Annotated in this window: 11 protein-coding genes; all 11 read left to right on the top strand. The window is 75.9% G+C overall.

Annotated elements, in window-relative coordinates; genetic code table 11:
• The first annotated feature begins 38 nt into the window (after nucleotides 1-38).
• The 11 genes from U5M74_RS12650 (at nucleotide 39) to U5M74_RS12600 (ending at nucleotide 13,524) form a co-directional block, all read left to right on the top strand.
• Entirely contained in the window at nucleotides 39-1,841 is a 1,803-nt protein-coding gene (locus U5M74_RS12650; protein ID WP_410909301.1) for an FHA domain-containing protein, read from the top strand.
• A complete protein-coding gene (locus U5M74_RS12645; RefSeq protein WP_410909300.1) occupies nucleotides 1,838-3,409 on the top strand; it encodes a serine/threonine-protein kinase in 1,572 nt (523 codons plus the stop codon). Before U5M74_RS12650 ends, U5M74_RS12645 begins: the two co-directional genes overlap by 4 nt.
• Nucleotides 3,406-4,245, top strand: a complete 840-nt coding sequence (locus U5M74_RS12640) for a PT domain-containing protein (RefSeq protein ID WP_410909299.1) — start codon at nucleotides 3,406-3,408, stop codon at nucleotides 4,243-4,245. The genes U5M74_RS12645 and U5M74_RS12640 overlap by 4 nt, the downstream gene beginning before the upstream one ends.
• The gene (locus tag U5M74_RS12635) at nucleotides 4,242-4,499 is read left to right on the top strand and encodes a hypothetical protein (protein ID WP_410909298.1); all 258 of its coding nucleotides are present in this window, start codon (nucleotides 4,242-4,244) and stop codon (nucleotides 4,497-4,499) included. The genes U5M74_RS12640 and U5M74_RS12635 overlap by 4 nt, the downstream gene beginning before the upstream one ends.
• An 86-nt stretch (nucleotides 4,500-4,585) precedes the next feature.
• Nucleotides 4,586-9,055: an FtsK/SpoIIIE domain-containing protein gene (locus U5M74_RS12630; protein ID WP_410909297.1), complete on the top strand. Its 4,470-nt coding sequence runs from the start codon at nucleotides 4,586-4,588 to the stop codon at nucleotides 9,053-9,055.
• A gap of 122 nt (nucleotides 9,056-9,177) precedes the next feature.
• On the top strand, nucleotides 9,178-9,486 hold the full coding sequence (locus tag U5M74_RS12625; protein WP_069983509.1) for a hypothetical protein: 309 nt from the start codon (nucleotides 9,178-9,180) through the stop codon (nucleotides 9,484-9,486).
• Nucleotides 9,487-9,498: 12 nt separating this feature from the next.
• Nucleotides 9,499-10,923, top strand: coding sequence for a hypothetical protein (locus tag U5M74_RS12620; RefSeq protein WP_410909296.1), 1,425 nt, complete (start codon nucleotides 9,499-9,501; stop codon nucleotides 10,921-10,923).
• Nucleotides 10,920-11,591 carry a hypothetical protein gene (locus U5M74_RS12615; protein WP_410909295.1) on the top strand — a complete coding sequence of 224 codons (672 nt, stop codon included), beginning with the start codon at nucleotides 10,920-10,922 and terminating at the stop codon, nucleotides 11,589-11,591. The genes U5M74_RS12620 and U5M74_RS12615 overlap by 4 nt, the downstream gene beginning before the upstream one ends.
• Nucleotides 11,588-12,256, top strand: a complete 669-nt coding sequence (locus tag U5M74_RS12610) for a hypothetical protein (RefSeq protein ID WP_410909294.1) — start codon at nucleotides 11,588-11,590, stop codon at nucleotides 12,254-12,256. Before U5M74_RS12615 ends, U5M74_RS12610 begins: the two co-directional genes overlap by 4 nt.
• Nucleotides 12,253-13,077 carry a hypothetical protein gene (locus tag U5M74_RS12605; protein ID WP_410909293.1) on the top strand — a complete coding sequence of 275 codons (825 nt, stop codon included), beginning with the start codon at nucleotides 12,253-12,255 and terminating at the stop codon, nucleotides 13,075-13,077. Before U5M74_RS12610 ends, U5M74_RS12605 begins: the two co-directional genes overlap by 4 nt.
• A 150-nt stretch (nucleotides 13,078-13,227) precedes the next feature.
• Entirely contained in the window at nucleotides 13,228-13,524 is a 297-nt protein-coding gene (locus tag U5M74_RS12600; protein WP_069983514.1) for a WXG100 family type VII secretion target, read from the top strand.
• Nucleotides 13,525-13,726 lie beyond the last annotated feature (202 nt).

The following is a 13,726-nucleotide window of genomic DNA, read 5'->3' as shown; positions in this document are numbered from 1 at the left end:
GTCCGGACGGGCGGCACGACGAGGGAGGGGACCGAGACATGGGCGTGCGCTACGCCATCGGGTCGGGGCGTGCCGTCGTGCGGGGGGACGTCGTCGTCGTGCTGCCGCAGCCGCCGGAGCCCGGCGTGCTCGACCGCCTGTGGGAGGCGCTCGACCCGGCACCCGGGGCGGAGCCGGGCGTGATGGACGCGCTGCAGGTCCTCACCGACGGCGTGGGCGGGCTGCACCGCGTGCCGCCGTTCGCCGTCGCCGCGGTCCGCGACGGCGTCGCGCACGTGCTGGTGCGCGGCGACTGCCGCGTGGAGCTCGAGTCCGGCGACGGCGGCGCCGTCACCGTCGACGGCGCCGGCGTGGCCACGTGGTCGGAGCGCACCGTGCGCGACGTGGTCGGGTTGTCCGTCCGGGCCGACGGCGGCAGCGGGCTGCTGCCCGTCCAGGGCACGTGGCCGCTGGCCGGCGGCGTCGTCGCCGCGGGCGCCGTGGGCGTGCGCCTCGCGCTCGCCGCGCGGCCGGACGAGGCCGGCGCCCCGGCCGTCGGCGCCGTGCCGACGACGCCCGCAGCGCCGGTCGAGCCCGCGGTGCCCGTCGAGCCGGTCGAGCCGGTCGAGCTGCTCCAGCTGCTCCGGGCGACCGCCGCGGCGGGCGACGCCGACGCGTCGCCGGACACGCTGCTGCCCGACCACAGCACGGTCGGCGTCGTCGCAGCCCCGGCCGCCCCGGACGACGGCATCGCCACCGCGGCCGTCGCGGCGGCCGTCGAGGCGCCGGTCCCGGCGGCCGCGGAGCCGGTCCCGGCCGAGCCCGTCCCGACCGGGCCCGTCCAGGTCGAGCCCGACGAGGAGACCTACGGCCACCTGTGGGGGCAGACCGTGATGCGCGGCGTCGAGGCGGCGGCCGTCCGCCCCGACGAGGAGGACGAGGACGCGAGCGGCGACGCCCCGGCCGCGGCAGCGGCGGACGTCGCGCCGTCGACGCCGTCGTTCGCGCCGCCGCCGTCGGACCGCGAGCCGGACCTCGACCCGGCCGCCGTCCGCGACCCGGTCATCCCGGCCCCGGGCGCCGCGCCCGCCGCGGCGCCCGGGGCCTGCCTGCCGGAGCCGCCGCCCGGCATCCTCGCCGGCGTGCCGAAGGTCTGGGACGCCTCGCCGGTGCCCCCGCCCGCGCCCGCCGTCGCCCCCGGGCCAGCCCCCACCCCGGCTCCCGTGCCGGCGGCTCCCGCCGCGCCCCCGGTGGCGCCGGCCCCCCAGGCTCCTGTCGGTGACCTCGACCACGACGGCAACACCGTGCTGTCCTCGGCCGTCGCGGACCTGCGCGCCGCCGCCGGGCTCGGCGCCGCGCCCGCCCGTGGGTCTGCCCCCGGCGCCCCGGCCGACCGGCCCGCCGGGCCGCAGATCCTGGCGCGCACCTGCCCGCAGGGGCACCCGAACCCGCCGTCGTGGGAACGGTGCCGCACCTGCCAGGCCGAGCTCACCGGGGACGCGGCGCTCGCGCCGCGCCCGCTGCTGGGCCGGATGCGCACCTCGGCCGGCGAGGTCGTCGACCTCGACCGCACGGTCGTCGTCGGCCGCCGGCCGCGCGCACCGCGCACCTCGGGCGGCGACGGCGCCCGGCTGGTCACGGTCGACAGCCCCAGCCAGGACATCTCCCGCTCCCACGTGGAGGTGCGCCTCGAGGGCTGGCACGTGCTGGTCAGCGACATGGCCACCACCAACGGCACCACCCTGCTGCGGCCGGGCCAGCCGCCGCGGCGCCTGCACCCGAGCGAGGGCGTGCTCGTCGCCGACGGCGACGTGGTGGACCTCGGCGACGGCGTCACCCTGGGCTTCGAGGAGATCTGGTGAGCAGCAAGCGGCCCACGTCCGCCCCGCCGCGCATCGACGGCTTCGAGTACGTCTCGCTGATCGGGTCCGGCGGGTTCTCCGACGTCTTCCTCTACGAGCAGCAGCGCCCTCGCCGCCGCGTGGCCGTCAAGGTGCTGCTCAGCGAGCGCACCGCCTCGCAGCGCGCCGCGTTCGACGCCGAGGCCGACCTCATGGCGACGCTGTCGACGCACCCGTCGATCGTCACCATGTACGAGGCCGACATCGCCGAGGACGGGCGCCCGTACCTGGCGATGGAGTACTGCTCGCGGCCCAACCTCGGGTCCCGCTACCGCACCGAGCGGTTCGCCGTCGCCGAGGCGCTGCGCGTCGCCGTGCAGATCGCCGGGGCCGTCGAGACGGCGCACCGCGCCGGGATCCTGCACCGCGACATCAAGCCGGCCAACATCCTCGTCACCGAGTACGGCCACCCGGTGCTCACCGACTTCGGCATCTCCTCCACGCTCGACGACGCCCGCGCGGCGGAGGGCATGTCGATCCCGTGGTCGCCGCCCGAGTCCTTCGGCGACCCGCCGGTCTCCGGCGTCGCGACGGACGTGTGGGCGCTCGCCGCGACCCTCTACACGCTGCTCGCCGGCCGGTCCCCGTTCGAGGTGCCCGGCGGCCCCAACGGCAGCGCGGACCTCGTGGCGCGCATCGAGCGCGCGCCGCTGCAGCCCACCGGCCGGGACGACGTGCCGGCGTCGCTCGAGCGCGTGCTCGCCACGGCGATGGCCAAGCGGCCGGAGTCCCGCTACCCGTCGGTGCTCGCGCTCGCCCGCGCCCTGCAGCACGTGCAGACCGAGCTGCGGCTCGCCGTCACGCCGATCGACCTGCTCGACGACTCGGGGCACGTGGCCGAGGAGGAGCCGGACGACGCCCCGGGCACCCGGCTGCGCAGCGTCACCTCCATCGACCCGTCGGCGGCCGGGGCCGCAGGCGCCGCCACCGGCGCGGGCGCGCCGCGCCCGGCGGCCGGCCCGCCGTGGCCGCAGGCGACCGAGGCGACCGACGCGACGGCGCTGCGCGAGGCGCGTGCCGTCGGCGGGGACGGCGTGCCGGACGGCACGGTGCGGCGCGGCGCGACGGCCGACGCCCCGGACCCGGCCGCCGCGGAGCCCGGCTCCGCGCGCCGCGGCCTGGGCATCCTCGTCGGCGCCGCCGTCGCGGTGGTGGCGGTCGCCGGCGTGCTGTGGGGCGCGCTCGGCGGCGGCACCGAGGAGCCGCCCGCCGACGCCGTCGCCCAGGAGCCGACGCCGACCGGCCCGCCGCGCGACAACCTCGGCTCGCTCGTGCCCGCGGTGCGCGACCTGAAGGTGGCCGTCGAGGGCGACCGGGCGACGTTCACCTGGCAGCCGCCCGCCGACGCCCAGGACGGCGACCGGTACGCGTGGCGCCAGCTGAGCATCACCGAGGAGACCCTCTACGAGCCCACGGACGCCACGTCCGTCACCGTGCCGCTGTCGGCGGACGGGCAGACCTGCGTCGAGGTCGTGGTGGTCCGCTCCGGCAAGCAGTCCGCGACCCCCCAGGATGCGTGCGCCTCATGACCCAGCCGACCGTCCAGCCGACCGTCCAGCCCACCCTCCAGCCCACCGCCCAGCCCACCGTCCAGCCGGCCGTCCAGCCGCCGGTCCAGCCCGTCCCCGGTGCCGCCGGGCCGTCCACCGCCGCGCCGGGCGGCCGCCTCGCCGTCGAGTTCTGCGGCGAGTGGTTCTACCCCGACCCGGACGGCGCGCCGTTCGAGGTCGGCCGCGACGGCGACCTGGCGATCGACGACAACCCGTACCTGCACCGCCGGTTCCTGCAGCTGCGGCACGAGGGCGGCATCTGGTGGCTCGTCAACGTGGGCTCGCTGCTGTCGGCCACCGTCTGCGACGCCGGCGGCGGCGTCCAGTCGTGGGTGTCGCCCGGCAACCGGCTGCCGATGGTCTTCCCCGCCACCCAGGTGGTGTTCACCGCCGGCCCGACGACGTACGAGATCTCCGTGGTGCTCGAGGGCGCCCCGTACCACCAGGTGCAGGCGGTGGACGAGGAGGACGGCGGCGCGACGACGATCGGGATGATCCCGTTCACCCGCAGCCAGCGCCAGCTCATCGTCGCGCTCGCCGAGCCGCTGCTGCGCCGCGACGGCACGAGCCTGGCCCAGATCCCGTCGTCCGCGTCCGCCGCCGCCCGCCTCGGGTGGACGACCACCCGGTTCAACCGCAAGCTCGACAACGTCTGCGAGAAGCTCGACCGCATCGGCGTCCAGGGGCTGCGGGGCGGTCCCGGCGCCCTGGCCACCAACCGGCGGGCGCGGCTCGTCGAGTACGCGGTCGCCTCGCGGCTGGTCACCGCGACGGACCTCCCGCTGCTCGACGAGCCCACGGAGGGCGACGAGTGAGCACGGGTCCCGCGCCCGGGCGGGTGCTCGTCGCGTGGCCCGTGGCCGCGGCGGCGGTCGCGCTCGTCGTCATGGTCGCGCTCGAGGTGCTGCTGCACGGCGCCGGGACGGGGAGCTTCGCCGACCCGTACCGCGCGCTCGGGCGCGCGCTGACCGCGGGCGGCACCTGGGCGGCCGTCGGGCTCGCCGCCGTCGGCGGCCTCGTCGTCGGGACGGTCCACGCGGCCGTCCTGCGGCGCCGCGGCCGCGGCTGAGCACCAGACCACGAGCACCACCAGCACCACCACCATCACCAGCACCACCACGTCAACCAGCACGGCACGAGGCAGGGGAAGCACGGATGCACGTCAAGGCCACGCTGCGCCGCGTCGACGGCACCGCGGAGGACGTCGTCATCACCGCGGACGCGGGCGCGACGATCGGGGAGATCGCCGCGACGATCGCGCGCGTCGACCCGCACGCGAGCCACGGCGACCCGGACGCGCCGCGCACGCTCGAGGCGCGGCTGCCCGGCCAGGAGCAGCCGGTGCGGCTTCCGCAGGACGCCGCGCTCGGCGAGGCGTGGATCGGCTCTGGCGCGGAGATCGCGGTCGTCGACCTCTCGCTGCCGGGCTTCGACTACCCGCGCTCGCAGGACGTGCGCGCCGTGGTGCGGGTCGAGGGCGGCGAGACCCACCAGCTCACCGAGGGCAGCTGGACGCTGGGCCGCGCCCCGGAGTGCGACGTCGTCCTCGCCGACCCGCTGGTGTCGAAGCGGCACCTGCGGCTCGACGTGGGCGAGACGGTCGACGTCGTCGACCTCGGGTCGGCCAACGGCACGCTCGTCGACGGCGCCCCGGTGGCGCGGCTGCGCGTCGACGGCGCGCAGCGCGTGGTCGTCGGTGACACCGCCCTGGTGGTCGAGCGGCGCCGGGACGCCGCCCGCATCACCGGCGTCGCGCCCAAGGCGGGACCGGTGCCGTTCACGCGCTCCCCGCGCGTCGAGGCGCGCTACACCGGCGAGACGTTCGAGGCGCCCGACGCCCCGGAGGAGATCGAGCCCCGGGAGTTCCCCTTCCTCGCGCTGGTCGCGCCGGTCCTGCTCGGCCTGACGATGTTCTTCGTCCTGCACCGGCCCACCGCGCTGCTGTTCGTGCTCATGACCCCGCTCATGCTGCTGGGCAACCACCTCACGCAGGGCCGGCAGAACCGCAAGCGGCTCGAGCGGCAGGTGCAGCGGTTCGACGAGCGGCTGGAGTCGCTGCGCACCGCGCTCGCGCAGGAGAAGGAGCAGGAGCGCTCCGTGCGGCTGCGCGAGGCGCCGGCCACGCAGCACGTGTTCGTCGAGGCCATGCGGCACGGGCCGCTGCTGTGGACGCGCCGCCCCGAGCACTGGAGCTTCCTCAACGTCCGGTTCGGCCTCGGCACCATGCCCTCGCGCAACACCATCAAGACGGGCGACCGCGGCCGGCTGCTCAAGGAGCACCAGGAGCAGCTCGACGCCGTCGTCGCGCAGTTCGACACCGTCGACGGCGTGCCGGTCGTCGAGAACCTCTACGACGCCGGTGCCCTGGGCTTCGCCGGCCCGCCCCCGCGCGTGGCCGGCTCGCTCAACGCGATCCTGCTGCAGCTCACCGGGCTGCACGCGCCGAGCGAGCTCGTCGTGACCGCCATGGTCAGCCCGGTGTGGACGCGGGCGCTGGAGTGGCTCACCTGGGTGCCGCACACCTCCAGCCCGCAGAGCCCGGTCGACGGCCTGCACCTCGCCGACTCCGCCACGGGCGCCTCGCGCCTCGTGGCGCAGCTCGAGGAGCTGGTCGCCACCCGGCTGAAGGCGCACCGCCCGCGGCGGCGCGGCGCGGTCGACGAGGACGACGCCGCGATCGAGCGCGGCGCCGACGTCGGCGCGTCCGCCCACGAGGCCGGCACGCGGTCGCCGGTCCCCGCCGTCGTCGTGGTGGTCAGCGACGACATCGACGTCGACCGCGCCCGCCTCGTGCAGCTCGCCGAGCAGGGTCCCGACGCCGGCGTGTACCTGCTGTGGGTCGCCACCGAGGCCGCGCGGCTGCCGGCCGCGTGCCGCACGTTCGTCGACCTCGGCGCCGCGCAGCCGCGCGTCGGCCTCGTGCGCCTCGGCCGATGGGTCGACGACGTGCAGCTCGAGGAGCTCGACGCCGCGGCAGCGCTCGACTACGGCCGCCGCCTGGCCCCGGTGTTCGACGCCGGCGCCGTCGTGGAGGACGCCAGCGACCTGCCGCGCTCGGTGTCGCTGCCGGCGCTGCTGGGCCACGACCTGTTCGAGTCGGCCGAGGCGGTGCTCGACCGGTGGCGGCAGAACCGGTCCGTCTACGACCGGTCGGGGCGCTCCCTCGAGCGGCGGCGCGCCGGGTCGCTGCGCGCCGTCGTCGGCTCCGCGGGCGTGGACGCCCAGCATCTCGACCTGCGGTCCCAGGGCCCGCACGCCCTGGTGGGCGGCACCACCGGCGCCGGCAAGTCCGAGTTCCTGCAGGCCTGGGTGCTGGCCATGGCCGCCGAGTACAGCCCCGACCGCGTGACGTTCCTGTTCGTCGACTACAAGGGCGGCTCGGCGTTCGCCGACTGCATCCACCTGCCGCACAGCGTCGGCCTGGTCACCGACCTGTCGCCGCACCTGGTGCTGCGCGCCCTGACGTCCCTGCGTGCCGAGCTGCACCACCGCGAGCGGCTGCTCCACCGCAAGAAGGCCAAGGACCTGCTCGAGCTGGAGAAGCGCGGCGACCCGGAGACGCCGCCCGCGCTGGTCATCGTCATCGACGAGTTCGCCGCGCTCGTGAGCGACGTGCCCGAGTTCGTCGACGGCGTCGTGGACGTCGCCCAGCGCGGCCGCTCGCTCGGCATCCACCTGATCATGGCCACCCAGCGGCCCGCCGGCGTCATCAAGGACAACCTGCGCGCCAACACCAACCTGCGCGTGGCGCTGCGGATGGCCGACGCCTCCGACTCCAGCGACGTCGTCGAGGTGCCCGACGCCGCCTACGTCGACCCCAGCATCCCCGGCCGCGGCCTGGTGAAGACCGGCCCGGGCCGGGTGCAGGCGTTCCAGTCGGGCTACGCCGGCGGGTGGAGCACCCGGGCCCCGGAGCGGGCCAAGGTCGAGGTGGCCGGGCTGCGCTTCGGGCGCGAGGAGCCGTGGGAGGAGCCGGTCGACGACGCGGCGTCCCCGGCGCCGGAGGACTTGGGCCCCAACGACCAGCAGCGGCTCGTGGCGCGCGTGCGCGAGGCGTTCGACGCCGGCGGGCTGCCGACGCCGCGCCGCCCGTGGCTCGACTCGCTCGCGGACCTCTACGACCTGACCCGGCTGCGCCAGCGCACCGACGCCGAGCTGCTCGTGGGCGTGGCGGACCTGCCGCAGGAGCAGGCGCAGCGGCCGGTGTACTTCCAGCCCGACCTCGACGGCAACCTGGGCATCTACGGCACGGGTGGCTCGGGCAAGTCGACGGCGCTGCGCACCGTCGCCACCGCCGCCGGCATCACCCCGCGCGGCGGCCCGGTCCACGTCTACGGGCTCGACTTCGCCTCCGGCGCGCTGCGCATGCTCGAGTCGCTGCCGCACGTGGGCGCCGTCGTGCGCGGCGACGACGGCGAGCGGATCGTCAGCCTGCTGCGCATGCTGCGCGACGAGCTCGAGCGCCGCGGCGAGGCGTTCGCCGCGGTGTCGGCCGCGAGCGTCACCGAGTACCGGCAGATCACCGGCCGCCACGACGTGCCGCGCATCCTGCTCGTGGTGGACGGGTTCGCCGCCTTCCGCGACGACTGGGAGGTCGGCACCGGGCGCTCGGAGTGGTTCGACGTCTTCCGCGACGTCATGACCGAGGGTCGCGGCCTGGGCATGCACGTCGTGTTCACCGCCGACCGCGCGGGCGCCGTGCCCACCTACGTGCGCTCGCTGGTGCAGCGCAACGTGCTGCTGCGCATGACCGACGACGGCTACCTGTCCTTCAACGCGCCGCGCGACGTCGTGACCGCGACGTCGCCCGCCGGCCGCGCCGTCGTCGACGGGCTCGAGGTGCAGGTCGCCGTGGTCGGCGGCGCCCGGTCCGTGGCCGACCAGGCCGCCGCCACCGAGCGGCTGGCGGCCTCCATGCGTCGCGCCGGCGTGACGCCGGCGCCGCCGGTGCGGGTGCTGCCGCAGTCGTACCCCGCGACCGAGCTGCCCGACGCCGTCGACGGCCGCCCCGTGCTCGGCCTGGACAACGTCGACCTGGCGCCGCTGCCCTTCGACCCGACCGGCGCGATGGTGGTCTCCGGCCCGCCCGGGGCGGGGCGCAGCAACGCCCTGGTCGCGATCGCGCGGGCGGTGCAGCGGGCGAACCCCCGGGCGCGCTGCTACCTGTTCGCCCAGACCCGTTCGGCGATCGCCGGCGAGCTGGCGTGGGAGGACGTCGCCACCGGCCCGGACAAGGTGGCCGAGATGGCCAAGGACCTGCTCGCCGCCGTGAGCGACGAGGACGTCGAGCCCGGGATCGTCGTGGTGGTCGAGGGCGTCAACGAGTACCTGCAGACGCCGGCCGACAAGCCGATCCAGGAGCTCACCAAGGCGATCCGCAAGAGCGACCACCTGCTCGTCGCGGAGGCCGAGACCGCGGCCTGGTCCTCGACGTGGCCGCTGCTGGCCGAGGTGAAGAACGCCCGGCGCGGCCTGCTGCTGCAGCCGGAGAACCTCGACGGCGACACGATCCTCAAGACGTCGCTGCCGCGCGCGGCCAAGGGGGAGTACCCCGTGGGCCGCGGCGCGTACGTCGCCCGCGGCAAGCACGTGCGCGTGCAGCTGCCGCTGGTGATCGACGGCTGAGGGCCCGGCGGGGCCGTGCCGGGCCGGATGGGGACCGCTCCCCATCGACGGTCCTGGACGGCTCCGTTAGTTTGACCGCAGCAACGGCTGGCGACAGCAGCTCATGACAGCAGGGGACGGGGATGGCCGGGTACGACCTGAGCATCGACATGGACACGCTCTCGCAGCTCGCGGGCGACCTCACGGCGATCGTGAGCGAGCTCGAGAACGCCGACGACAACGCCGGTGACGCCGCCGAGGCGACGGGTCACGACGACCTGCGCGACCGGGTCCAGGACTTCGCCGACAAGTGGAAGATCAAGCGCGAGGAGATGCTCGGCGACGTCAAGACGCTCAGCGACATCCTCAACCAGATCGTCGACACCTTCACCGAGGTCGACACCGAGCTGGGCAGGGCGCTGGAGGACTCGGTCGAGAAGGCCGGGAAGTAGGCGGGGGGAGCCATGGGAGACACGCCGTACCAGGAGCTGCAGGGGGCGCCGGGCCTCGTGGAGAGCAAGGCCCGCCGGTACATCGAGATCGCGGACGCCATCCAGCGCTCGACCGCCGCGCTGAAGAAGATCTCCGACGAGATCGACACCAGGTCGCTCGCGATGGACGAGACGCGCGAGAAGGCGGAGAAGGTCCGCGAGAGCATCGAGAAGGCGCAGGACCGCTACCGGGAGACCGGCTCGGCCCTGCAGGCCTACGCCTCGTCGCTGCGCTCGGCCAAGGAGGACGCCCACGCCGCGATCCTCGAGATCGGCAGGGCCGAGTCCGAGCTCGCGTCGGCCCGCACCGCGCAGCACCACGCGGAGCAGCACGAGTCGGGCCTGCCCACGTCGGCCACCCCCCAGGAGGCGGCGGAGGCCCGGACCGCGAGCAACCGCGCGGGGGACCGGGTGTCCGACGCCGAGGGCGACCTCGCCTACTGGCAGGGCCGGTGGCGCGACGCCGCGGACGCCAAGGACTCGGCCGCCCGTTCCGCGGTCGGGCGCATCGAGGAGGTCGTCACCGGCAAGAACACCCACGGGCTGCAGGACGGCACGTGGGACAAGATCGGCAAGGTGTGGGACTCGTTCTACGAGCTCGCCAAGGTCGTGTGCGACGTGGCCGGGATCCTCGCGATCTTCTTCTCGTGGGTCCCGTTCGTCGGCCAGGTCCTGCTCGTCCTCGCGGCGGTCGGCGCGATCCTCGCCGTCGTGGACGCGGCGATGAAGTGGAGCAAGGGCGAGGGGTCGTTCTGGGGCGTCCTGGGCGCCGCCGGCCTGGCCGCCCTGTCGCTCTTCGGCGGCAAGGCCATCAGCTCGATCGCCCAGTACACCAAGGCGCGCATGATCGTCCAGACGTCCGCGCGGATGTCGGGCTCGTCGGCCCGGGCGATGTTCGGCCGCAGCGCGATCTCGAGCGCGCGCAACGTGTTCGCGCAGTCGACCGGCCAGCGGGTCACGGAGGTGCTCCGGTCGCCGTTCGTCCGGTCCAGCACGGACAAGGCGGTCGCGGGCATGTTCGCCAGCGGCAGCTACGGCCACGCCTTCAGGACGCTGTTCCCGAACCCGTTCACGGGGGCCGGCATGCGCGCGCTGTTCACGAACGACGACGTCAGCGACATGCTCCGGGTCATGAGCACCAACGGGGTGCGCGTGGACGACGTCACCGCGGTGACGTCCTCGGTCGCGGTGGGCCTCGCCTACGTCAACAACGCCTACAGCCAGGGCAAGAACCTCGTCGACTTCGCGACCCAGGCGACCGCGGGCGACGCCGGCCAGGCCGCCAAGCCGGGCGTCGACATCGCGACGTCACCGTTCGGCGGACCCTACGGCAAGATCGTCGGGTACGGGGCGCAGCTGATCCCCAACTCGACCGACGACGCGGTGGCCGCCCCGTGACGGCGCGCCTCGTGGGGTTCGACCTCGCCCTCCCGGAGGACTGGGTCGTGCTGCCGCACGTCGTGCCGGACGTCGACCGCTGGGCGCGCGAGACCGCGCGGTCGCTCGTCAGCCGCAGCGGGCGGGCGCCCGCCGAGGCGGACGAGACCCCACACCCCGGGCGGGAGGCGCTCGGGCGGGAGGCGCTCGTCGACCCCGCCGAGGCGCTCGCCGACGGCATCGCCGGGGTGGCGCGGACGGTCGCGGACGCCGGGGTGACGGGGATGGAGACGGCGTTCCTGGTGCGCCGTCCGGACCTGGGCCGGCTCGACGCGATGCTCACGCTGGTGGCGCAGCAGGACCTGTCCGCCGAGGCCTTCGGCGCGGACCTCGAGCGCGTCGTCGCGGACGGCGGGGAGAACCAGCTCGTGGCCACCGAGGTCCGCGGCGACGTCCCCGCCGGCGCGGTGCGCGGGCTGCACCTCATGATCGGCCACTCGGTGCCCGACCTGGGGGAGGGCGTGGCCCACCTCGAGGAGCGCGTCGCGCTCGGCGTGTTCCCGCCCGACAGCACGGACATGGTCGAGGTCACGGCGATCGCGAACGGCGTCGGCGCCTTCGACGACCTCCCGCAGGCGGTGCTCGACCTGCTGACCGGCCTCACGATCGAGACGGAGGTGGCCGCGTGACGCGCGCGGTGGGTGCTGCCGGGGGTCGGCTCCGGTTCGTCCTGCCCGGGACGTGGGCCAACGTCCCCCTGGGCGACGCGGAGGTGACCGCGCGCTTCGTCAAGCAGCTCGTCCTGCGCCAGGTCGGCCGCGCCGACCGCCTCGCGCGCGCACGGCGCGAGGCGGCCACCGAGCTGACCCGCAACGCCGCCGACGCGGCCGCGCTGGGCGCGCACACGTACCTCATGTCGCTCGAGCTCCTGCCCGGCGTGCCGTTCCCCGCCGCGATCCTCGTCTTCGACGAGGACTGGCCCGCCGCGGCGCGCGCGGGGCTCGAGCGGGGCGACGTGGCGGAGGCGCTCCGCGAGGCGTACCCGGCGGGGGAGGTGGCGCCGCAGCGCCACGGGCCCGTGGCGCGCGTCGCGGAGATGACGCGCGCGACGACGGACTCCGGCGAGGAGCTCGTCACGATGCGGCTCGAGTACCACGTCCCGTACCCCGACCGCTCGCGGCTGCTGATGGCCCGCGTCAACGTGCCGAACATCCCCTCGGCGGAACCGTTCGCCACGCTCTTCGACGAGATCGTCGACTCGGTCACCTTCGTGGACGCCCCCCAGGACGACGTCGGGACGGCGGCGGGGACGGCGGCGGGGACGGCGGCGGCCGGCGCTGGTAGCGTCCGGTGACCGTGGAGCCCCTGCCCCGGTCCGAGACCGCACCCGGCGTCCGTCCGCGCAGCCCCGTCCAGCTGGCCCTGCGCCCGTTCGCGTACCTGCTCCTGGCGGTCTTCTGGACCGCGATGGGGTTGCTGTTCTTCGCGCTCGGCCCGGGCTTCCTCCTCTACGCCCTGGTCGACGGGGGCCTGACGCTCGGCGAGCAGTGGCGGAGCCTCGTCTCCCAGCCCTCGGAGATGGCCGCCTTCGTCCTGGCGGTCCCGCTGCTCTCCCTGCTGTGGGGCTCGGCCGTCCTGTGGATGCTGCCGTGCGCCTCGTGGCCCCTGGCGGGCCTCGCGTGGGTGCACCTCGCCCGGTCCCTGCGCCCCCGGTTCGCGGGCGACGCGCTGTCGTACACGACCTGGGGAGCGCGCGGGGAGACCTTCGGCATCACCGCGACCAACGTGGCGCTGTCGCTCCAGCCGGTCCACCGGTCACGGGCCACCGACCTGCTCATGCGGTTCTACCGGATGGGCTGGACGCCCCGGTGGAGCGAGATCGGCTCGGCGATCCCCGCGGGGCTGGGCTGGCTGATGTACGTCGTCGTGGTCGCGGCCGACGCCCCGCCGGTGCTGCGCGTCGCCCTCGCCGTCGTCGGTGCCGGGCTCGTCGCGCTGACCGTGGTGAGGCTGCGCAGGCAGTGGCGGGTGCGGTACGACCCGTCGTTCGCGCCGCCGGGCGCGGGGCGGCGGGGCCGCCCGGAGCGCAGGGTGGCCGACCTGTCCGCCGTCGAGCGCCGTGCGCGCCTCGAGGAGCTGCGGCGGGCGCGCGAGCGCCGCGTCGGCGAGCGCTGACGCAGCGCTGACGCCGCGCTGACGCCGCGCGGCCCGTGCCCCGGGCACCCATGGGGAGTCCTCCCCATCGCACCGTGACGGGCGCCTCGTCTACTGTGCTGGCAGGCGGTACGGCCGAGGGGGCCGGCCCAACGAGGGAGGAATCCTGACATGGCGAACATGAACGTGACCTACGAGGAGCTCAACTCCACCGCTGACCAGCTCACGCAGGGGCAGGCCCAGCTCGAGGACACGCTCAACATGCTGCAGACCCAGGTGAACAACCTGGTGGCCTCCGGCTTTCAGACCGACGCCGCTTCGGGCGCGTTCCAGCAGTCGTACGACGACTTCACCAACGGCGCCAAGCAGACCATCGCCGGTCTCGAGGGCATGTCGCAGTTCCTCAAGCAGGCCGCCACGACGCTGCAGGACGTCGACTCGCAGCTGGCGCAGGGCATCCGCGGCTGACGCCGCACGCAGGAGCGGGGGGGGGGGGGGGGGGGGGGGGGGGCCCCCCCCCCCCCCGGGGGGGGGCGCCCCCCCCCCCCCCCGGCGGGGGGGGGGGGCCGGCGGCCCCCCCCCCCCCCCCCCCCCCCCCCCCCCCCCCCCCCCCCCCCAGCCCCCCCCCCCCCCCCGCGCCTGGGCCGGGCGTCCGCGTGCCCGGAACGGC

This window comes from Puerhibacterium sp. TATVAM-FAB25 (assembly GCF_046535855.1).
Taxonomy (GTDB): Bacteria; Actinomycetota; Actinomycetes; order Actinomycetales; family Cellulomonadaceae; genus Puerhibacterium; species Puerhibacterium variabilis_A.
This window is presented reverse-complemented; position numbering and strand designations above follow the sequence as displayed.